This window comes from Promicromonospora citrea, from assembly GCF_013004695.1.
Classification (GTDB): Bacteria; Actinomycetota; Actinomycetes; order Actinomycetales; family Cellulomonadaceae; genus Promicromonospora; species Promicromonospora citrea.
On the sequence record NZ_JABEMG010000056.1, the window covers coordinates 1 to 20,438 of the forward strand.

A 20,438-nucleotide genomic window follows, 5' to 3' on the forward strand; every position below is an offset into this window, starting at 1 on the left:
CACCGTGTGTGCGAACAATGATACTGGCCAAACCACAACCCACACGGGTCATGATCCGATCCAAAACAAATGTTTGGCATTGACTATCAAGCACACTGTTGAGTTCTCAAACAACCGACGCACACCGCCAGAGCCGCAATCTTTCCGATCACTTCCCTGCCCGGGGCAGTTCCTCTAATCTACCAGGACCTTTCGGACTTTTCCAAATCCCCGCCCGGCTGGAAAGCCGGGGAGAACTCTTCGAGTGACCGAAGGAATTCTGGTTCCCATTTTCTGCGCCGGCGAAGCTCGAGGCTTCGACGGGCGAGGGAGGGATCCTCCCGGTGGATCTCGACTCGCGCCGTGCGATCCGTCCGGAGGCAACCTCTGTAACTTACCCTACCACGCTCTCCGGCGCAAGGACCCTGGTGAGGATCCGTGGTCGGTGGGCCGATCTGGCAAGCCCTCACCCGATTCCGGGGCACACAACTGTACTCCGTGATCGGGGTTGGTTTCCACCCGGGGACCGGCCAGGCGCGCTGTCCGCGCTCCCTGTCCGTTTCTCCCTGCCGGGCGAACGAGATGGAACAATACACAGCCTTCGGCCCCGACGCCAAATCGGCTGCTCGCGCACCGGATCCGAGGCCCGCCACCCGGCCCGCGGACACGACGGACGGCCGCCTGCCCCGTGGGCAGACGGCCGTCCGGCGTGCACCGGCGCGGGCCGGCACCGGGTCACTCGGCGCTGGCGACCGCCAGCGTCTTCTTGCCGCGACGCAGCACGGCGTGCCTGCCGTGCAGCAGGTCCTCGGGAGCGAGCGCGGTGTCCTCCGACGTGACCTTCGTGTTGTTGACGTAGGCCCCGCCCTCGGCGATCGCCCGCCGGGCCGCGCCCTTGGACGCCACGAGCCCCGACGCCACGAGGAGGTCGACGACGAGGTCGCCGGCCTTGGCCGTGACCCGCGGCAGCTCGGCCACCGCGCCGTCGAGGGTCCGCGCGTCGAGCTCCTCGAGCGAGCCGCGACCGAACAGGGCCTGGCTCGCCGCGATGACCGCCTCCGTGGCGGCAGCCCCGTGCACGAGCGTCGTCACGTCACCCGCGAGCGCCTTCTGGGCCTCGCGCGCGAACGGCCGTTCGGACACCTCGCGCTCGAGCGCTGCGATCTCCTCGCGGCTGCGGAAGGTGAACACCTTGAGGTAGTTCACGACGTCGGCGTCCGCCTGGTTGAGCCAGAACTGGTAGAAGGCGTAGGGGCTCGTCATGTCGGGGTCGAGCCAGATGGACCCGCCCTCGGACTTGCCGAACTTGGTGCCGTCCGCCTTGGTGATCAGCGGCGTGGTCAGGGCGTGCGCGGTGACGCCCTCGGCCTTGCGGATCAGCTCGACGCCTGCCAGCAGGTTGCCCCACTGGTCGTTGCCGCCGAGCTGGAGCGTGATGCCGTGGCGCCGGTACAGCTCGCGGTAGTCCATGCCCTGGAGCACCTGGTAGCTGAACTCGGTGAAGCTGATGCCTTCGTCGGACGCGAGGCGCCGGGCCACGATGTCCTTGGACAGCATGGTCCCGAGGCGGAAGTGCTTGCCGATGTCGCGCAGGAACTCGATGGCGGACATCGGTCCTGTCCAGTCGAGGTTGTTCACCATCCGGGCCGCGTTGTCGCCCTCGAACGCGAGGTGCGGCTCGATCTGGGCGCGGATGCGCTCGACCCAGCCCGCGACGGTCTCGGGCGAGTTGAGCGTGCGCTCCCCCGAGTCGCGCGGGTCGCCGATCAGGCCCGTGGCGCCGCCGACGAGCAGGTAGGGCCGGTGGCCGGCGTCCTGCAGGCGGCGCGCGGTGAGGATCTGGACGAGGTTGCCGATGTGCAGCGAGGGGGCCGTCGGGTCGAAGCCGACGTAATAGTCCACGGTGCCCTCCGACAGCGCAGTCCGCAGCGCGGCCTCGTCGGTGGACTGTGCCACCAGGCCTCGCCATTGCAGCTCGTCGAGGATGTCGGTCACCGTGGGTGCTCCCTGTGTTGTTCTGAGTGAAGGTCTGCGTGCAGCGGGCCGCGACGGCCCGCTGCACATAGTGTGCCCGACGACGATCCCCCGCCGCCGTCCGTCCCACCCGTCAGGAGAACCGGGCTCGCGCCTCGTCGCTCACGGGGGCGAACAGGTTGACGAGCGTGCCGTCGGGGTCGCGCAGCAGCAGGGAGCGGTTGCCCCAGGGCATCGTGGTCGGCGGGGCGACCGTCTCGACCGGGGCGTCCGCCAGCCGCGCGGCGGCGGCGTCGACGTCGTCCACCCGGAACTCCACGACGGCCGTACGGTTGGCCGCGGGCTCCGCCGAGCCCGGTGCGAACAGGGCGACGGTCCGGGTGTGGCCGACGGCGAGCGTGCCCGCGGCGGTGCGCAGCTCGGCGAAGTCCGGCGTCAGGCGGTCGGCCGTGACCCCGGTGACGAGCTCGTAGAAGGCGGTGAGGCGGTCGACGTCGTCCGTGACGAGGCGGACCGAGGCGAGGGTGGTACCGGTCATGGGTGCGAGGTTCCTTCCGTGGGGCCGCGGGCTCTCCGCGGCTCGCCACCCAGCCTCGCGCGAGCGCGCGACACCCCTGTGTCGGTGTTTACAGCAGAGTCAGCGTGCGCAGGTCGCCCTCGGGCACCTGGACGTCCTCCGGCCGCACCACGCGGTGGGGCGCGCGCTCGCTCGTCGCCGTGACCCGGTCCACGCGGTCGAGCCGGAACGCCCTGACCGCGTCGCGCAGGCGGCACCACCCGAGCAGGTACCAGGCGGTCGTGGACCGCACGAAGCCGAGCGGCTCGACGTCGCGCGTCGTGGCCGCGCCGGCGCGGTCGATGTACCGCAGGCGCAGCACGCGGCGGGAGGTGATCGCGTCGGCCAGGACGGCGGGCACGGGCGGGGCGGCGGGCCGGCCGCCGAGCAGGTGCACGCGGGCGGCGAGGTCGTGCGCGGCGCTCGCGTCGTCGTCGCGCATGGCCGCGAGGATCTTGCGCAGGGCCGTCCCGCCCGGTCCCGCGAAGGGCGTGCCGGCCAGGTCGCCCAGGGCGACGGCGACCGCGACCGCCTCGTCGGGGCTGAAGTTCACGGGCGGGAGCGTCCGGCCACGGTCGAGGCAGTACCCGCCGGTGCGGCCGGGCTCGGCCCAGACGGGGACGCCCGCCTGCTGGAGGGCGCCGATGTCGCGCTCGACCGTGCGCCGGCTCACCTCGAACCTGTCGGCGAGCCAGGCGGCGCTCCGGGGGCGGGGCGCGACGGCGCGCAGCTCCTCGACGATCGCGTAGAGGCGGTCGGTCCGGTTCACCCGGCGTGCCCGTGCACGCCGGTGGGCCGCACCATGACGATGGCGACGTCGTCGTCGGCCGTGGTGCCGAGCATGCCGGACAGCGCGGTGTCGACCATGGTCTCCAGCCCGGCGTCGTGCGTGCCCGCGAGCACCTCGGCGAGCCGGTCGAGACGATCGTGCAGGGCGCTGTGCCGGGTCTCGACGAGGCCGTCGGTGTAGAGCACGAGCGTGTCGCCGGGGCCGAGGTCGACGACGTGGTCCCGCCGGGGCGCCGCCGGGTCCATGCCGAGCAGGAGGTCGTTGCGGACCCGCAGCACCTCGCACGACCCGTCGGCGCGGACGACGATCGGCGGCGGGTGCCCGGCGCTCGACCACCGCACCCTGCGGAGCGCGCCGCCGCCGGCCTGCTCGACGCGGGCCACGAGCGCCGTCGCCGTCGCGGCGGTGCCCAGCGCGAGCCCGTCGATCGCCGCGTCCGCGCGCTCCAGCACGCTCGCCGGCGTGCCCTGGCTGTCGTAGCCGATGGCGCGCACCAGCGCGCGCAGCTGGCCCATGGCGACGGCGGCCGCCAGGTCGTGCCCGATGACGTCGCCGATGACGAGGGTCGTGGCGCCGTCCTGGGTCGCGAACGCGTCGTACCAGTCGCCGCCGATGTCCCGCTCCGCGGCGGCGGGCCGGTAGTGCACCTCGACCTCCAGGTCGTCGAGCTCCGGCGGCTCGCTCAGCACCGCCTGCTGGAGCGCGAGCGACACCTCGGTGGCGCGGTTGCGCTCCTCCTCCGAGCGCAGGGCGCGACGGCGCAGCGCCTCGTCGTTGAGGCGGCGGCGAACGGCGTCGCGCAGCGCCGCGGCGATCGTCGTCGACAGGACCACGAGGAACCGGGCGTAGTCCGCGTCCCACGGCCGCACGGAGGTGCCCCGCAGCACGAGGACGGCGAGCAGACCCTTGCCCTGGCCGGACCGCACCGGCTTGACCACCGTGCCGGGCACGACCTCGCGCAGGCCCGTCTCGAGCGCGCGCCGGACCAGGGCCTCCTCCCCCGGCTCGGGCGCCCCGCCCGTGTCCAGCACGACCCGCACGCCCTCGACGTCGTAGAACGCGGCGCGGGTGATGTCGGCGCTCTGCGCCAGCACCGCCATCACCGGGAGCGCGAAGCTGCGCAGGTCCGTGAACGTCATCGGCAGCGCGGCGTGCACCTCGCCGAGCGCGGCCAGGCGCCGCTGGTTGACCGCCTCGTAGGTCGTCTCGGTCGCAATGTCGAGCACGCCGACGACGCGACCGTCGTCGTCCCGCAGGGGGCTCAGGGAGAAGGTGAAGTAGGTCTCCTCCTCGTAGCCGTTGCGGTTCATCATGAGGCGCATGTCCCGGCTGAGCGTCGGCCGGCCGACGCTCAGCACGGTGTCGAACAGCGGGCCGACCTCGTCCCAGATCTCGTCCCACACGGCCCGCGCGGGCGAGCCGAGGGCCGCCGGGTGCTTCTTGGTGCCGAGCATCTCCCGATAACCGTCGTTGTAGAGCAGCGTCAGGTCGGGGCCCCAGACGAGCATCACGGGGAACCGCGTCGAGAAGCACAGCCGGACGGCGTGCCGCAGCGGGTCCGGCCAGCTCTCCGGTGGACCGAGCGGGGTCGCGTCCCAGGCCACGTCGCGCGCTTCCCGGCCGACGGCGCTGTCCGCCGTCGCCTCCTCGAACCATGCCGCCGTCACGTCCACACTCTAGCGACGACGCCCGCGTCCACCAGGGGGCACGTCACGCGACCGATGAGTTCGCGCCCCCGGCGTCGTCTGCCGGGCATGAACACCGAAATTCCGAGGCGCCCCGCCGGACCGTCAGGCAGGCTGGACCCATGAGCGACGTCGCGATGCCCGGCTGGAAGCGGAACGTCGGGCTGTTCCTCGCGGGCCAGACCATCTCCCTGTTCGGGTCGATGGTGGTCATGTACGCCGTGATGTGGCACCTGACCATCGAGACCCGCTCCGGCTCCGTGCTGATGCTGAGCATCGTCTTCGGCATGCTGCCGCAGGCGTTCGTGTCGATCTTCGGCGGCGTCTGGGCCGACCGGCACCACCGCAAGTTCCTCATCATGGGTTCCGACACCGTCATCGCGCTGGCCACCCTCGGCCTCGCGCTGCTCATGGTCAGCGGCGTCGACTCCCTGTGGGTCATCTACGCGGCCCTCGCCGTCCGCTCGGTCTTCGCCGGCATCCAGACGCCCGCCGTGAGCGCGATGATCCCGCAGATCACGCCCACCGACCAGCTCATGCGCGTCAACGGCCTGTTCCAGTCGATCCAGTCCGGGATGATGCTGCTCGCCCCGGCGCTCGCCGCCGTCATCTACGCGTCCTACGACATCGTGACGGTGTTCTTCGTGGACGTGGCGACGGCGCTGATCGGCGTCGGGATGCTCGCCCTCGTCGCGGTGCCGCGCCTGGTGCGCAGCGACGACGGGGAGCCGGTCACCTACTTCGGCGACCTCGCGGCGGGCGTGCGGTACATCGGGTCGCACGCGCCGGTGCGCTGGCTCATCATCCTGTTCGCGCTCGTCATGTTCCTCGTGGGCGCGCCGAGCTACCTCACGCCCCTCATGGTGACGCGCACGTTCGGCGACGAGGTGTGGAAGCTGACGGCCAACGAGCTGTTCTGGGGTGCGGGCATGCTGCTCGGCGGCATCGTCATGGCGTCGGTCGGCCCGCGGATCACGCGCCGGGTGCGGCTCATGGTCGGCTCGGTCATCCTCACGGGCGTGCTGGTGGCGGGCCTCGGTGTCGCGACGAACATGTGGGTGTTCTTCTCGATCGGCCTCGTCATCGGCGTGATGTTCGCGGCGCTCAACACCCCCGCCATGACGATCATCCAGGAGCGGGTCGAGCCCGAGATGCAGGGGCGCGTGTTCGGGTTCGTCGGCATCGTGATGACCGTCGCGATGCCGCTGTCGATGGTGGTGTTCGGCCCGCTGGCCGACCAGTTCTCGGTCGAGGCGCTGCTGGTGCTCGCCGGGGTCCTGCTGGTGGCCGTGCTCGCGGCGATCCTCGCGTTCCCCGGGGCGCGCCGGTCGCTCGCGCAGGTCGACGAGCCGCCGGCGGACGCGACGGAGGCGGCGGAGACTGTGCCGCAGGACACGGTCGGGACGCCGTGAGGCGTGCCAGGATCGAGGGGTGAGCACCCCGCAGATCTATGCCCTGCACGAGAACCCCGACTGGTTCACCCCGTTCGCCGAGGCGTTCGCGGCCGAGGGGGTCGAGTACGAGGAGTGGCTGCTCACCGACGGGGTGCTGGACCTCGACGAGGCGCCGCCCGAGGGCGTGTTCTGGTCGCGCATCTCGGCGAGCAGCCACACGCGCGGCAACGGGCTGACCAAGGACTACGCGCGCGCCGTGCTCTCCTGGCTGGAGGCGCACGGCCGCCGCACGGTCAACGGCCGGCGCGTGCTGGAGCTCGAGATGAGCAAGGTGGACCAGCTCACCGCGCTGCGGGCCGCTGGCATCGCGACGCCGCGCACGGTGGCGGCCGTCGGGCGGGACCAGGTGCTCAAGGCCGCCCAGGACTTCCCCGCGCCGTTCGTCACCAAGCACAACCAGGGCGGCAAGGGCCTGGGCGTGCGCCGGTTCGACCGCTACGACGACCTCGCCGAGCACGTGGCCTCCGACGAGTACGAGGAACCCGTGGACGGCATCACGCTGGTCCAGGAGTACGTCGCGGCGGCCGACGGCGGCATCACGCGCGTGGAGCTCGTCGGCGGCCGCATGGTCTATGCCGTGCGCGGCGACACCGAGCGCGGCGGGTTCCAGCTCTGCCCGGCCGACGCGTGCGCGATCGACCCCGGGACGGGCCGGCCGGTCATGCCGGTCGGCGCGACCGTCTCGATGGCGCCCGACGACGAGTGGGGCCTGTTCTCCGAGCGCGCGGGCTACGACGACCCGGTGGTCGGGAAGTACCTCGCGTTCATGGAGCGGCACGGCATCGAGATCGCCGGCATCGAGAACATCCGCACCGCCGACGGCCGCGTGCTCACCTACGACGTGAACACCAACACGAACTACAACAGCGACGTCGAGCGCTCGACGGACCTCTCGGGCCCGCGCGAGATCGTCCGCCACCTGTCCCGCGTCCTGGCCGAGACCTACCCGACGCGCTGAGTGCGGGATCCTCGCCCGCACCGTGTGCCAGGAGGGCGAGGATCCCGCGCTCGGCGGGGGTCGACGGGCCTACGCGAAGGCGAAGAGCGGGCCGAAGGCGACCACGACGATCGTGGCCCACACCGCGTAGACCGGCAGGTACTGCGTCTGCCAGCGCTCGGCCTCGGCGAAGGGGCGCCGGCCGCGGGCGAACCCGAGGCCGAGCCACGCCGCCCACGCGAGGTGCACGAGCAGCAGCAGGTTCAGGCCGAGGGCCGCGACCTTGTTCGCGGTGAACCCGAACTCGGCGATGCGGGTGAGCATCGCGGTCAGCGCCACCGCGTCGACCGCGAGCGCCGCCCCGACGAGCACCAGCTGCAGCCAGTCGAAGATCCCGGGCGGGGCGAGCGGGTCGCGCGCCGAGATCGAGTACAGGAGCAGGAACAGCACGAGCACGAGGATCGCGTCCATGAGGATGAGCAGCTCGCGGTCGACGGCCGTGAGCGGGCCGTTCGCGAGCAGGGCGACGAGGATCGCGACGAGCATGACGATCGTCAGCGGCGTGAAGACGCGCGTGAGCACGGGCGCGATGTTCTCGACGACGTTCTTCTTGGCCTCGACGAGCCAGGCCCCGACCAGGAGCGCTCCCGGCATGCCGAACGGCACGATCCAGTCCTCGAGGAACGGTTCGATGTCGATGTCGACCAGGCTCAGCGTGCCGACCGTGAGGCCGATGAGCAGCCCGCCGCCCAGGGCGATCAGCACGAGGTAGATGGCGAGCTCGCCCGTGAACCGGACGAAGTCCATGCGGCGAGCGCCCGAGCGCCACGCACCGCCCGCGTAGACGACACCGAGCAGCAGCCACAGCACGACGGGCGTGTGGGTGATGGCGAGGAACCCGGTCATGCCGGGCCCGTCGTCAGGGCCCTGCTCGAACGGATAGAGGTTGACCACCAGCGCGAGCGCGGCGGTCACGGCGAGCAGGGTCGCGCTCACGCGCCAGGAGACCTGGCGCTTCCACGCGAAGTAGCCCGCGAGGAACGGCAGGACGGCGAAGACCGCGTTGCGCACGACGACGACGTCGTCACCGCCCGAGGCGTCGACGAGGATGCGGACCCAGATGCCCGCGGCGACCGCGAGCGCCAGGACGACGCCGAGCTCACGCCACCGGCCGGTCTCGCCCGGCTCGTCGGGGACGAGGACGAGCTGCTTCCAGAGCCGGTCGGAGTGCTCGCGGGCGAACTCCCGGGAGACGTCGTCGAGGTTGCCCATGCGCTTGACGGCGACGAGGAACGCCTCGTCGTCGTCGAGGCCGCCCGCGGTGAGGTCGGTGACCTGGCCGCGCAGGTGGTCCTCCATCTCGTCGACGTCGGCGGCGGAGATGGCGCGGCGCCGCTGCACGTAGGCGCGCCACTGGTCGATCTGCTCCTCGAGGGCGGCGTGCGCGTTCTGCTCGGTCATCAGGCCCACCCCTCCGCGACCGCCGGGCCCGGCAGCGCGTCCTGCCAGACCTGCTTGAGCGCCTCGGAGACGACGGCCCACTGCTGCCGCCGCTCGGCGAGCGCCTCGCGGCCCGTGCCGGTGATCGCGTAGTGCTTGCGCCGGCGCCCCACGTCGGAGGTGCCCCACGACGACTTCACGTAGCCGAGCCGCTCGAGCCGGTGGAGCAGGGGGTAGAGCATGCCGTCGGTCCACTCCATGCGCCCGCCGGAGAGCTCGTTGACGCGTTTGAGGATCGCGTAGCCGTACGACTCGCCGTCGGCCAGGATGCCGAGGACGAGCGGTGTGGCGGACGCCGCGACCAGGTCCTTGTCGATGTGCACTCGCACTCCTATGCCTAGTGCTGCTAGGGGTCATTACCCTAGCAGTCCTAGGCATAGCGGTTCTAGGTCGTGTGTGGTGGAACGGTGTGGGCCTGGCGGGTGGTGTCAGGTCATCGGCGGTGTCCGCCGCGGCGGCGGGGCCGGGCGGTAGACCGAGACCGTCGGCTCGCCGTCGAGCCAGAACCGCCACGGGTACAGGTCCGCGCGACCGCCGTCGCCGCTCACGCCGACGCGGGGCCCGGACAGGACCGTCCCGGCGGGCCGCACGGCGGGCACCAGCAGGACGTCGCCGTCCGGGTCGGTGACGGCGGCGCCGTCGTCGGTCAGGTCGAGGCCCAGGGCGACCGCCAGGCGTGCGGGGCCGCGGGCCAGGTCACGGTCGGTGCGCGCCACGCCCGACGTCTCTCGCCGAGCCCGGGCCAGCGCGGTGCCGTCGGTCACCTCACCGGCACGCAGCAGCACGGCCGACGCCGTCCCCCGCGGACCGCAGACGACGTTGACGCAGTGGTGCAGGCCGAGGTGCCGGTACACGTACAGGTGGCCGGGCTCACCGAACATCGTGCCGTTGCGCCGGGTCCGGCCGCGGTAGGCGTGCGATCCGGGATCGTTCGCGCCGTCGTACGCCTCGACCTCCGTGAGGCGCAGCGTGACGGCGCTCTCCGGCGTCCGGCGGGTCAGGGCGGCGCCGAGCAGGTCCCGGGCGACCTCCACCACGGGCCGGTCGAAGAAGGCGGTGCCGCTGAGCTCTCTCACCCACCCATTCTCTCCGGCTCCCCTCGAAGGTCCGCGCCGGACGCGTCAGACCAGCTCGCCGAAGCCGTCCAGGCGGAGGTCGGCACGGTCACGGGTGCGCTCGCGGGCGTAGTGCGCCGCCTCGTCGGCCATCCAGCGCAGCCAGTGCTCGCGCGCCTCCTGACCGTCGCGCTCCAGGCCGCGGCGCAGACGCTCGGCGTCGTCGGCCTCGACCCAGACGCGGAACGCGCCCAGGGTGTCGACCTGACGGGCCGCGGCGCCGCAGCCCTCCACGACGAGGTACGTCGACGGCGGCACCTCGTGCCACTCGGCCCAGGCGGCGTCGACCCAGTCGAAGCGTCGGTACCGGACGCGCTCGCCCGCGGCCAGCGGGTCGAGCACCCAGCGGCGCAGGTTCGCCGCCCCGCCGTCGGGGCCGGCCGCCCAGCCCTCGTACAGGTCGTCCATGTGGACCACCGGTGCCTCGAGCGCGTCGCCGAGCTGCGCGGCCAGCGTCGTCTTGCCCGAGCCGGCCGGGCCGTCCACGCACACCAGCCGCGCGTCGGACGCCCTGATCCGCTCGAGCACCACTCCGAGCACGCCACTCTCCACGCTCATGTCTCCCCCTCTCCGGGACGCTCCCGCCCCGTTGCGCGCCCGTGCGCTCCGCCGACCCAGCGATCGTGCCCGGATCCCCGGCCGGATCCGGGCACGATCGCTGGGTCGGCGCGGAGAGCGCGCGGCGCCGCTCCCGCTACTGCGGCTGGGACCAGAAGCGGTACTCCGTGGCGCGCTCCTTGGCCGCCTCGATCTGCTCGGCCACGCGGGCCGGGGCGGTGCCGCCGACGCCGTCGCGCGACGCGAGCGAGCCCTCGACCGACAGCACCGAGCGCACCTCCGGCATGAGGTGCTCCGAGATGCGGGCGAGGTCCTCGTCGGACAGGTCCCACAGCTCGATACCGCGCGTCTCGCACTCCTGCACGCACGCGCCGGCCACCTCGTGGGCAACGCGGAACGGGACACCCTCCCGCACGAGCCACTCGGCGATGTCGGTGGCGAGCGAGAACCCCTGGGGCGCGAGCTCGGCCATGCGGTCGGTGTCGAACCGCAGGGTGCGCACCATGCCCGTGAACGCGGGCAGCACCACGGTCAGGGTCGCCACCTGGTCGAACACCGGCTCCTTGTCCTCCTGCAGGTCGCGGTTGTACGCGAGCGGGAGGCCCTTGAGCGTGGTGAGCAGCCCGGTGAGGTCACCGATGACGCGCCCGGCCTTGCCGCGGGCGAGCTCGGCGATGTCCGGGTTCTTCTTCTGCGGCATGATCGAGGATCCCGTGGAGTACGCGTCGTCCAGCCGGACGAACCCGAACTCCTTGGTGTTCCAGAGGATGATCTCCTCGGCCAGGCGCGACAGGTCCACCGCGATCATCGCGGCGACGAACGCGAACTCCGCCGCCACGTCACGCGCGGCCGTGCCGTCGATCGAGTTCTCGACGGGCCCGCCCTCCAGGCCGAGGTCCGCCGCCACGGCGGCGGGGTCGAGGCCCAGCGAGGAGCCCGCGAGCGCCCCCGAGCCGTACGGGGACGTCGAGGCCCGCACGTCCCAGTCGAGGAACCGGTCGACGTCGCGCAGCAGGGGCCACGCGTGCGCCAGCAGGTGGTGCGCGAGCAGCACGGGCTGGGCGTGCTGCAGGTGCGTGCGCCCGGGCATGGGCGCGTCACCCGCGGCCTGCGCCTGCGCGATCAGCTCGTCGACGAGGTCGAGCACCTGCGTGCCGATGGTCCGCGCCTGGTCGCGCAGGTAGAGCCGCACGAGCGTGGCGATCTGGTCGTTGCGGGAGCGTCCGGCGCGCAGCTTGCCGCCGAGCTCGGTGCCCGCGCGCTCGAGCAGCCCGCGCTCGAGCGCGGTGTGCACGTCCTCGTCCTCGAGCACCGGCAGGAACTCGCCCGAGGCGACGTCCTGCTCGAGCACCTCGAGGGCGTCGATCATGCGCGCCAGCTCGGCCTCGGTGAGCAGGCCGGCGCGGGCCAGGACGCGCGCGTGCGCCTTGGACCCCGCGATGTCGTAGGGCGCGAGGCGCCAGTCGAAGTGCGTCGACTGCGACAGGGCCGCGAGCTCGGGCGACGGGCCGCCGGCGAACCGGCCGCCCCAGAGGGCGACCTTCTCCCCCGACCCCGCGGCCGGGGCCGGAGCCGTCCGCGCGACGTCGCCCGCGCCGTCCTGCTCGCTCACCGCGCGCCCGCCGTGAGGTCCGCGGGCGTACCGAGGTCCACGCCGTTGCCGAACTTCTCGTCGCGCGCGGCGGCGAGCTTGGCGGTCAGGCCGTAGATCTCGATGAACCCGCGGGCCTGCGACTGGTCGAACGAGTCGCCCTCGTCGTAGGTGGCGAGGTTGAAGTCGTAGAGCGACTGCTCCGAGCGGCGGCCCGTGACGGTGGCGCGGCCGCCGTGCAGGACCATGCGGATCTCGCCGGAGACGTACTTCTGGGTGTCGTCGATGAAGACGTCGAGCGACTTCTTCAGCGGCGAGAACCACATGCCGTCGTAGACGAGCTCGCTCCAGCGCTGCTCGACCTGGCGCTTGAACCGGGCCTGCTCGCGCTCGACGGTGACGTTCTCCAGCTCCTGGTGCGCGGCGATGAGCGCGATGGCGCCGGGCGCCTCGTAGATCTCGCGGCTCTTGATGCCCACGAGCCGGTCCTCGACGATGTCGATGCGGCCGACGCCCTGGGCGCCCGCGCGGCGGTTCATCTCCTGGATGGCCTGCAGCGGCGTGACCGGCACGCCGTCGATGGCGACGGGGATGCCCTGCTCGAAGGTCAGGATGACCTCGTCGGCGACGGGCGGGAACGTCGGGTCGTCGGTGTAGGAGTAGACGTCCTTGGTGGGCTCGTTCCAGATGTCCTCGAGGAAGCCGGTCTCGACGGCGCGGCCCCACACGTTCTGGTCGATCGAGAACGGGTTCTTCTTCGTGGTCGCGATCGGCAGGTCGTTGCGCTCGGCGTAGTCGATCGCCTTCTCGCGGGTCAGGGCCAGGTCGCGCACGGGCGCGATCGACTTGAGGTCGGGCGCGAGCGAGGTGGTGGCCACCTCGAACCGCACCTGGTCGTTGCCCTTGCCGGTGCAGCCGTGCGCGACGGTCGAGGCGCCGAACTGGCGGGCGGCGCGCACGAGGTGCTTGACGATGACGGGGCGCGAGATGGCCGAGACGAGCGGGTACCGGTCGAGGTACATGCCGTTGGCCCGCAGCGCGGGCATGCAGTACTCCGCCGCGAACTCGTCGCGCGCGTCGGCGATGTACGCCTCGACGGCGCCGCAGTCGAGCGCACGCTGGCGGATGACGTTCATGTCCTCGCCGCCCTGGCCGACGTCGACGGCCACCGCGACCACCTCGGCCCCGGTGGCCTCGGCGATCCAGCCGATGGCGACGGAGGTGTCCAGGCCGCCCGAGTAGGCGAGCACGACGCGTTCAGTCATGATTGACGATCTCTTTCCGGTGGTGGTGTTCAGGTGCGATTGTGGTGGGTCATCCGGCGCTGAGCGCGAGGAAGCGCTCGGCGAGCGCCGAGCCGTCGGGGTCGCGCGCGATGACGAGGATCGTGTCGTCCCCCGCGATGGTGCCGAGCATCCCGGGGAAGACGGAGTGGTCGATGGCCGAGGCCAGCAGGTTCGCCGCGCCCGGCGGGGTGCGCAGCACGACGAGGTTGCCCGACGACTCGGCCGAGACGAGCAGCTCCTTGGCGAGCCGGGCCAGCCGCGCGGACAGGTACTCCTCGCTCGCGTCGGACTGCGTGCTGCGGTCGCCGCCCTCGCCCGGCACCGCGTAGACGAGGGTGCCGTCCGAGCCGCGCACCTTCTCCGCCTGCAGCTCGATGAGGTCGCGCGAGAGGGTGCCCTGGGTGACGCTCACGCCGTCGGCCGCGAGGGCCTCGGCGAGCTCGGCCTGGGAGTGGATGGCGGTGCGCCGCACGATCTCGGTGATGCGGGCGTGCCGCGCCGCCTTGGTCGTCGCGGTCGTCGTCGGGCGCGCACCCATCAGCCCTGCTCCAGGAGCCAGGCCAGGAGCGCCTTCTGGGCGTGCAGGCGGTTCTCGGCCTCGTCCCAGACGACCGACCGCGGGCCGTCGATGACCGCGGCCGTGATCTCCTTGCCGCGGTAGGCGGGCAGGCAGTGCAGCACGAGCGCGTCGGGGGCGGCGGCCGCGAGCAGGTCGTCGTCCAGCTGGTAGTCCCAGAACGGCTTCGCGCGCTCGGCGGCCTCCGCCTCGTCGCCCATCGACACCCAGGTGTCGGTCGCCACGGCGTCGGCCCCCGCCACGGCCTCCTCGGCCGACGTCGTCACGGTGACAGAGCCGCCCGTCGCCGCGGCGAGCTCCCGCGCCCGGGCGAGCACCGCGGCGTCGGGCAGGTAGCCCTCCGGGCCGGCGACCCGGACGTGCAGGCCCGCGGTCACGCCGCCGAGCAGGTAGGACGCGGCCATGTTGTTGCCGGCGTCGCCCACGTAGGCGAACGTGCTGCCCGGCAGGGCGTCCAGGCCGCGGTGCTGCGCGATCGTGAGCAGGTCGGCGAGGATCTGGCAGGGGTGGAACTGGTCGGTGAGCGCGTTGACGACGGGCACGCGCGACACGGACGCCATCTCCTCGATGCGCTCCTGGCCGAACGTGCGCCACACGATGGCCGACACCTGCCGGTCGAGCACGCGCGTGGTGTCGGCGACCGACTCGCGTACGCCGATCTGCGCGAGGTTGCCGTCCACGACCAGCGGGAACCCGCCCAGCTCCGCGATGCCGGTGGCGAACGAGACCTGCGTGCGCAGCGTGGGCTTGTCCGTGATGAACGCGACCGCGCGCGGCCCCTCCAGCGGACGGCGGGCGAACCGGTCGGCGCGCAGCGCGAGGCCGAGCTCCAGCACGGCCTTCTGCTCGGCGGGCGTCAGGTCGTCGTCGCGCAGGAAGTGGCGGGTCATGCGGGGTCCTCCGGGAACTGGGCGGGCTGCAGGGATGCGAAGAAGCGGGCGGCGTCGGCGGCCTGCTCCGCCGTCAGGATCAGGGGCGGGGCGAGCCGGATCGCGTCGGGCGCGACCGCGTTGACCACGAACCCCGCGTCCAGCGCGGCGGCAGCGACCTGCGGCGCGACGGGCCGGTTCAGCACGACGGCGAGCAGCAGGCCGCGCCCGCGCACCTCCTTGACCAGGGGGCTGCCGCACAGCTCGATCTCCTGCCGCAGCAGGGTCCCGACCTCGCGGACGTTGGCCAGCAGGCCGTCGCGCTCGATGACGCCGAGCGTCGCGAGCGCGGCCGCCGCGGCGACGGGGTTGCCGCCGAAGGTGCTGCCGTGCTGGCCGCGGCCGATCAGGCGGGCGGCGTCGCCGTACGCGACCACCGCGCCGACCGGGAACCCCCCGCCCAGGCCCTTGGCGACCGTGACGACGTCGGGCACGATCCCGCTGCCGACCTCGGGCTGCTGGTAGGCGAACCAGGTACCGCACCGGCCGACGCCGGTCTGTACCTCGTCGAGCACGAGCAGCGCGCCGTGGGCCCGCGTCAGGCGGCGGGCCGCCGCGAGGTAGCCGGGCGGCAGGGGCCGCACGCCGGCCTCGCCCTGCACGGGCTCGACGACCAGGGCCGCCACCTCGCCGCGCTCGGCGACGGCCTGCGGCGTGAACGCGGCCTCGAGCGCCGCGAGGTCGCCGAACGGCAGGTGCTCGACGCCGCCCGGCAGCGGCTCGAACGGCGCCCGGTAGGCCTCCTTGGCCGTGAGCGCGAGCGCGCCCATGGACCGGCCGTGGAAGGCGCCCTCCAGGGCGAGCACGCGGGTGCGGGTGCCCGCGCCGTCCGACGTCGGCACGCGCCGCGTCATCTTGAACGCCGCCTCGAGCGCCTCGGTGCCCGAGTTGGTGAAGAACACGCGCGAGCCCTCCGGCGCCTCGGCGATGCGCAGCAGCGTCTCGGCGAGCGCGATCTGGGTGGGCGTGCCGAAGAAGTTCGAGACGTGCCCGAGGGTGCCGAGCTGGGCGCTGACCGCCGCGGTGAGCGTGGGGTGCGCGTGGCCGAGCGCGTTGACGGCGATCCCGGCGAGCAGGTCGAGGTAGCGCGTGCCGTCGGCGTCCCACACGTACGCGCCCTCGCCGCGCACCAGCACGCGCTGCGGCGGGCCGAACGTGTCCATGACGGCACCGGTGTACCGGTCGGTCCAGGCCGCGACGGAGCCGTCGGTGGTCAGGGCGGCGCCCTCGCCGGGTACCAGGGTGCTCATGCGGGGACGCCTTCCTGCGGGTCGTGGGCGGGCCCCGGGACGACCATGGTCCCGTTGCCGCGGGTGGTGAAGACCTCCAGCAGCACGCTGTGCGGCTGTCGCCCGTCGATGACCGTCGCGGCGGGCACGCCGCCCTCGACGGCGCGCAGGCACGCCTCCATCTTCGGCACCATGCCCGCCTCGAGGCTGGGCAGCAGCGCCGACAGCTCGGGCGCGGCGATGCGCTGCACCAGCGAGCCCTTGTCGGGCCACGCGGTGTACAGGCCCTCGACGTCGGTGAGCACGATGAGCTTCTTGGCGCCCAGGGCCACCGCGAGCGCCGACGCCGCCGTGTCCGCGTTGACGTTGAGCACCTGCGTGGGGTCGTCCTTGTCGGGTGCGATCGTCGAGACGACGGGGATGCGCCCGGCCTGCAGCAGGTCCTCGACGGCGCGCGGGTCGACCTGCACGACGTCGCCGACGAGGCCGACGTCGACGGGCTCGCCGTCGACCACCGCGGTCCGGCGTTCGGCGCCCAGGAGGCCGCCGTCCTCCCCGGACAGGCCGACGGCGACCGGGCCGTGCGCGTTGATCAGGCCGACCAGCTCGCGGCTGACCTGTCCGGTGAGCACCATGCGGACCACGTCCATGGCCTCGGGCGTGGTGACGCGCAGGCCGCCCTTGAACTCGGACGCGATGCCGAGCCGGTCGAGCATGGCGTTGATCTGCGGTCCCCCGCCGTGCACGACGACGGGCCGCAGCCCCACCTGCCGCAGGAACACCATGTCCTGCGCGAACGCGGCCTTGAGGGTGTCGTCGACCATGGCGTTACCGCCGTACTTGACCACCACGAGGGCGCCGGAGAACTCCTGCAGCCAGGGCAGGGCCTCGATGAGCACCTCGGCCTTCTGGTCGGGCCGCAGCCCGTTCACGACGTCGCTGCTCATGTGCTGTACGCGCTGTTCTCGTGGACGTAGTCGTGCGTGAGGTCGTTGGTCCACAGGGTGACCTCTGCCTCGCCCGCGTGCAGGTCGACGGTGATCGTGACCTCGCGGGCCGCGGCCATGTCGACCTTCTCCGGGTCCTCGTGCGCGCCGCCGGCCTTGCAGACCAGGACGCCGTTGACGCTCACGTCGAGCTGCTCCGGGTCGAACGGCGCGACGTCCTCCGGCACGGTGCCGACCTGGGACAGGATGCGGCCCCAGTTGGGGTCGTTGCCGAACACGGCGGCCTTGACGAGGTTGGACCGGCTCACGGCGCGGGCGACGGCGAGGGCCGCGTCCTCGGTGGTGGCGTGCGTGACGGTGATCGCGATGTCGTGGGACGCGCCCTCGGCGTCGGCGACCAGCTGCCGGGCCAGGTCGGCGCAGACCTCCGTGACGGCCGTGGTGAGCTCGTCCAGGCCCGCCGTGACCCCGGAGGCGCCCGACGCCATGAGCACCACGGTGTCCGAGGTGGACATGGCGCCGTCGGAGTCGACGCGGTCGAAGGTCACGCGGGTGGCCGCCCGCAGGGCGGCGTCGGCGTCCGCCGCCGGCACGACGGCGTCGGTGGTCACCACGCACAGCATCGTCGCCAGGGCGGGGGCGAGCATGCCGGCGCCCTTGGCCATGCCGCCCACCGTGAAGGTGCCCGACGGCGTCTCGACCGTGCGCACCGCCGTCTTCGCCACGGTGTCGGTGGTCATGATCGCGGCGGCGGCGGCCTGCCCTGCGGCGTCGTCGGACGCGAGCTCGCCGACGGCCACGGGCACGCCCGCGAGCAGCTTCTCGGCGGCGAGCCGCACGCCGATCAGGCCGGTCGAGGCGACGAGCACGTCGATGGCGCCGATGCCGAGCTCGCCGGCGACCTTCTCCGCGGTGGCGTGCACGTCCTGGAACCCGCCCGGCCCGGTGCAGACGTTGGCGCCGCCCGAGTTGAGGACGACAGCACGGGCGACGCCGTCCTTCACCGCCTGGCGCGACCACAGCACCGGGGCACCCACGACCCGGTTGCTCGTGAACACGGCCGCTGCCGTGTGCTCGGGGCCGTCGTTGACCACGAGCGCCAGGTCGGGCGTGCCGGAGGCCTTGAGGCCGGCCGTCACGCCGGCGGCCCGGAAGCCCTGCGGGGCGGTGACCGTCACGGGGCGACTCCTTCCGTGATGAGGCCGGCGGTCTCCCGCAGGCCGAGGGCGAGGTTCATGGACTGGACGGCGGCTCCGGCCGTGCCCTTGACCAGGTTGTCGATGGCCGTCACGGTGACCACGCGGCGGGCGGCGGCGTCGACCGCCACCTGGACCAGCGCCGTGTTGGCGCCGAGCGTCATCGCCGTGCTCGGCCACTGCCCCTCGGGCAGCAGGTGCACGAACGGCTCGTCGGCGTAGGCGGCCTCCCACGCGGCGCGCACCTGCTCCGGGTCGGCCCCCGCGGCCAGCGGCGCCGTCGCCGTGGCGAGGATGCCGCGCGCCATGGGCACGAGCGTGGGCGTGAAGCTGAGCGTCACGTCGGGCGCGCCCGCGGCCCGCAGGTTCTGCGCGATCTCGGGGATGTGGCGGTGCGTGCCACCCACCGCGTACGGCTGCGCGGACCCCAGCGCCTCGCTCGCCAGCAGGTGCGGCTTGAGCGCCTTGCCCGCGCCGGAGTAGCCGTTGGCCAGCACCGCGACGACGTCGGTCGGCTCGACGACGCCCGCGGCGACGCCGGGCTGCAGGCCGAGGGTCACCGCGGTGACGTTGCAGCCCGGGACGGCGATGCGCCGCACGCCCGCGAGCTTCTCGCGCTGCCGCGGCGCAGCCGCGACGTCGGCACCCGGCGCGGGTGCGTGGAGGAGCTCGGGCAGGCCGTACGGCCACGTGCCCGCGTGCGTGGACCCGTAGAACTGCTCCCAGTCCGCCGCGGACTCCAGCCGGTGGTCCGCGCCGAGGTCGATGACCAGCACGTCGTCCGGGAGCTGGGCCGCGACCTGGCCGGACGCGCCGTGCGGCAGGCCCAGCACCACGACGTCGTGCCCGGCGAGCGTCTCGGGCGTGGTGGGCTCGAGGATGCGGTGCGCGAGGCCGCGCAGGTGCGGCTGCACCTCGCCGAGGCCGGTGCCGGCGTTCGCGTGCGCGGTGAGCGCGCCGATCTCGACGAACGGGTGCGCCGCCAGGAGGCGCAGCGCCTCCCCGCCCGCGTACCCGGAGGCGCCCGCGACGGCGACGCGGATGAGCTGGCTGCTGGACATATTCGGCACTATACATAGTTATGCAGCCGAACGCATAGTCCGGGACCGGTGGTTAGGCTCGGTGCATGCGCGCAGTCGTGGCCCGTGAGGCGGGCGGCCCCGAGGTCCTGTCGTACACCGAGCTCCCCGACCCGGAACCGGGACCCGGCCAGCTCCTGGTCCGCGTCGCCGCGGCCGGCGTGAACTTCATCGACACCTACCGTCGCGGCGGCGTGTACCCCATGACCTACCCGCACACGGTGGGCGTCGAGGGTGCGGGCACCGTGGTGGCGCTGGGCGAGGACGTGACCGGCTTCGCCGTCGGCGACCACGTCGCATGGCACGAGGGGCCCGGCTCCTACGCCGAGCTCGTCGCGCTCGACGCGCAGCACGTGGTGCACGTGCCCGACGGCATGGACCTCACCACCGCCGCGGCCCTGCCGCTGCAGGGCATGACGGCGCACTACCTGGTGCGCTCCACGTTCGAGGTGCAGCCAGGGCACGACGTGCTGCTGCACGCGGGCGCGGGCGGCGTGGGCCTGCTGGCCACGCAGCTCGCCGTCGCGCGCGGCGGGCGCGTCCTGACCACCGTGTCGACGCCCGAGAAGGCGGCGCTCTCGTCGGCCGCCGGCGCCGCGCACACCCTCGACTACGCGGCCATGGGCGACCTGACCACCGAGCTGCCCGCGCTGGTGCGCGACCTGACCGACGGCCGGGGCGTGCACGTCGTGTACGACGGCGTGGGGCGCACGACGTTCGACGCCTCGCTCGCGTCGCTGCGCACGCGCGGCATGCTCGTGCTGTTCGGCGGGTCGTCGGGCCAGGTGCCGCCTGTGGACCCGCAGCGGCTCAACCGCGGCGGCTCGCTGTTCCTCACCCGCCCCACGCTCGGGCACCACACCGCCACGCGCGAGGAGCTCGAGTGGCGCGCGGCCGAGGTGCTGGAGGCCGCGGCGGCGGGCACGCTCGAGGTCCGCGTCGGCGCGACGTACCCGCTGGCGGACGCCGCGGCCGCGCACGAGGCGCTCGAGGGCCGCGCGACGACGGGCAAGGTGCTGCTCGTCCCGTGACGGCCCGGCGTGATGTATCTTGACG

At 73.2% G+C, this 20,438-nt stretch carries 19 protein-coding genes; 3 read left to right on the forward strand and 16 right to left on the reverse strand.

Going from position 1 to position 20,438, the window contains the following annotated elements; all coding sequences use genetic code 11:
• Nucleotides 1–714: 714 nt before the first annotated feature.
• From tyrS to HLB15_RS12265, 4 genes are all read right to left on the reverse strand, one after another.
• On the reverse strand, nucleotides 715–1,974 hold the full coding sequence (gene tyrS, locus HLB15_RS12250) for a tyrosine--tRNA ligase (protein ID WP_171106029.1): 1,260 nt from the start codon (nucleotides 1,972–1,974) through the stop codon (nucleotides 715–717).
• A gap of 112 nt (nucleotides 1,975–2,086) precedes the next feature.
• Entirely contained in the window at nucleotides 2,087–2,491 is a 405-nt protein-coding gene (locus HLB15_RS12255; protein WP_171106031.1) for a VOC family protein, read from the reverse strand.
• An 88-nt stretch (nucleotides 2,492–2,579) separates the two neighbouring features.
• Entirely contained in the window at nucleotides 2,580–3,278 is a 699-nt protein-coding gene (locus HLB15_RS12260) for a helix-turn-helix transcriptional regulator (RefSeq protein ID WP_171106034.1), read from the reverse strand.
• A complete protein-coding gene (locus HLB15_RS12265; protein ID WP_171106036.1) occupies nucleotides 3,275–4,966 on the reverse strand; it encodes a SpoIIE family protein phosphatase in 1,692 nt (563 codons plus the stop codon). Before HLB15_RS12265 ends, HLB15_RS12260 begins: the two co-directional genes overlap by 4 nt.
• Before the next feature lie 140 nt (nucleotides 4,967–5,106).
• Between HLB15_RS12265 and HLB15_RS12270 the strand changes: the two genes are divergently transcribed.
• Nucleotides 5,107–6,396: an MFS transporter gene (locus HLB15_RS12270; RefSeq protein ID WP_171106038.1), complete on the forward strand. Its 1,290-nt coding sequence runs from the start codon at nucleotides 5,107–5,109 to the stop codon at nucleotides 6,394–6,396.
• A gap of 19 nt (nucleotides 6,397–6,415) precedes the next feature.
• Nucleotides 6,416–7,396 carry an ATP-grasp domain-containing protein gene (locus HLB15_RS12275; protein WP_171106040.1) on the forward strand — a complete coding sequence of 327 codons (981 nt, stop codon included), beginning with the start codon at nucleotides 6,416–6,418 and terminating at the stop codon, nucleotides 7,394–7,396.
• A gap of 69 nt (nucleotides 7,397–7,465) precedes the next feature.
• Here the strand turns inward: HLB15_RS12275 and HLB15_RS12280 are convergent, their stop codons facing one another.
• From HLB15_RS12280 to argC, 12 genes are all read right to left on the reverse strand, one after another.
• Nucleotides 7,466–8,836 carry a permease prefix domain 1-containing protein gene (locus HLB15_RS12280; protein ID WP_171106042.1) on the reverse strand — a complete coding sequence of 457 codons (1,371 nt, stop codon included), beginning with the start codon at nucleotides 8,834–8,836 and terminating at the stop codon, nucleotides 7,466–7,468.
• Nucleotides 8,836–9,198 carry a PadR family transcriptional regulator gene (locus HLB15_RS12285; protein ID WP_171106044.1) on the reverse strand — a complete coding sequence of 121 codons (363 nt, stop codon included), beginning with the start codon at nucleotides 9,196–9,198 and terminating at the stop codon, nucleotides 8,836–8,838. Before HLB15_RS12285 ends, HLB15_RS12280 begins: the two co-directional genes overlap by 1 nt.
• A gap of 105 nt (nucleotides 9,199–9,303) precedes the next feature.
• Nucleotides 9,304–9,951 carry a DNA-3-methyladenine glycosylase gene (locus tag HLB15_RS12290; RefSeq protein ID WP_171106046.1) on the reverse strand — a complete coding sequence of 216 codons (648 nt, stop codon included), beginning with the start codon at nucleotides 9,949–9,951 and terminating at the stop codon, nucleotides 9,304–9,306.
• A gap of 45 nt (nucleotides 9,952–9,996) precedes the next feature.
• Entirely contained in the window at nucleotides 9,997–10,548 is a 552-nt protein-coding gene (locus HLB15_RS12295; protein WP_171106048.1) for a uridine kinase family protein, read from the reverse strand.
• Nucleotides 10,549–10,684: 136 nt separating this feature from the next.
• On the reverse strand, nucleotides 10,685–12,160 hold the full coding sequence (argH, locus tag HLB15_RS12300; protein WP_171106049.1) for an argininosuccinate lyase: 1,476 nt from the start codon (nucleotides 12,158–12,160) through the stop codon (nucleotides 10,685–10,687).
• Complete coding sequence (locus HLB15_RS12305; protein WP_171106051.1) at nucleotides 12,157–13,404, reverse strand: argininosuccinate synthase; 1,248 nt, start codon at nucleotides 13,402–13,404, stop codon at nucleotides 12,157–12,159. Before HLB15_RS12305 ends, argH begins: the two co-directional genes overlap by 4 nt.
• 49 nt (nucleotides 13,405–13,453) lie before the next feature.
• The gene (locus HLB15_RS12310; RefSeq protein ID WP_171106053.1) at nucleotides 13,454–13,963 is read right to left on the reverse strand and encodes an arginine repressor; all 510 of its coding nucleotides are present in this window, start codon (nucleotides 13,961–13,963) and stop codon (nucleotides 13,454–13,456) included.
• Nucleotides 13,963–14,892 (reverse strand): ornithine carbamoyltransferase, encoded by a 930-nt coding sequence (argF, locus tag HLB15_RS12315; RefSeq protein ID WP_171106055.1) that lies wholly within the window; start codon nucleotides 14,890–14,892, stop codon nucleotides 13,963–13,965. The genes HLB15_RS12310 and argF overlap by 1 nt, the downstream gene beginning before the upstream one ends.
• Nucleotides 14,889–16,181: an acetylornithine transaminase gene (locus HLB15_RS12320; RefSeq protein ID WP_171106058.1), complete on the reverse strand. Its 1,293-nt coding sequence runs from the start codon at nucleotides 16,179–16,181 to the stop codon at nucleotides 14,889–14,891. The genes argF and HLB15_RS12320 overlap by 4 nt, the downstream gene beginning before the upstream one ends.
• Nucleotides 16,178–17,107, reverse strand: coding sequence for an acetylglutamate kinase (gene argB, locus HLB15_RS12325; RefSeq protein ID WP_171106060.1), 930 nt, complete (start codon nucleotides 17,105–17,107; stop codon nucleotides 16,178–16,180). The genes HLB15_RS12320 and argB overlap by 4 nt, the downstream gene beginning before the upstream one ends.
• Nucleotides 17,104–18,285 (reverse strand): bifunctional glutamate N-acetyltransferase/amino-acid acetyltransferase ArgJ, encoded by a 1,182-nt coding sequence (gene argJ / locus HLB15_RS12330; protein ID WP_171106062.1) that lies wholly within the window; start codon nucleotides 18,283–18,285, stop codon nucleotides 17,104–17,106. Before argJ ends, argB begins: the two co-directional genes overlap by 4 nt.
• Nucleotides 18,282–19,364 (reverse strand): N-acetyl-gamma-glutamyl-phosphate reductase, encoded by a 1,083-nt coding sequence (gene argC / locus HLB15_RS12335; protein WP_171106064.1) that lies wholly within the window; start codon nucleotides 19,362–19,364, stop codon nucleotides 18,282–18,284. Before argC ends, argJ begins: the two co-directional genes overlap by 4 nt.
• A gap of 65 nt (nucleotides 19,365–19,429) precedes the next feature.
• Here argC and HLB15_RS12340 point away from each other — a divergent pair, with 65 nt between their 5' ends.
• Complete coding sequence (locus HLB15_RS12340) at nucleotides 19,430–20,413, forward strand: quinone oxidoreductase family protein (protein ID WP_171106065.1); 984 nt, start codon at nucleotides 19,430–19,432, stop codon at nucleotides 20,411–20,413.
• Nucleotides 20,414–20,438 lie beyond the last annotated feature (25 nt).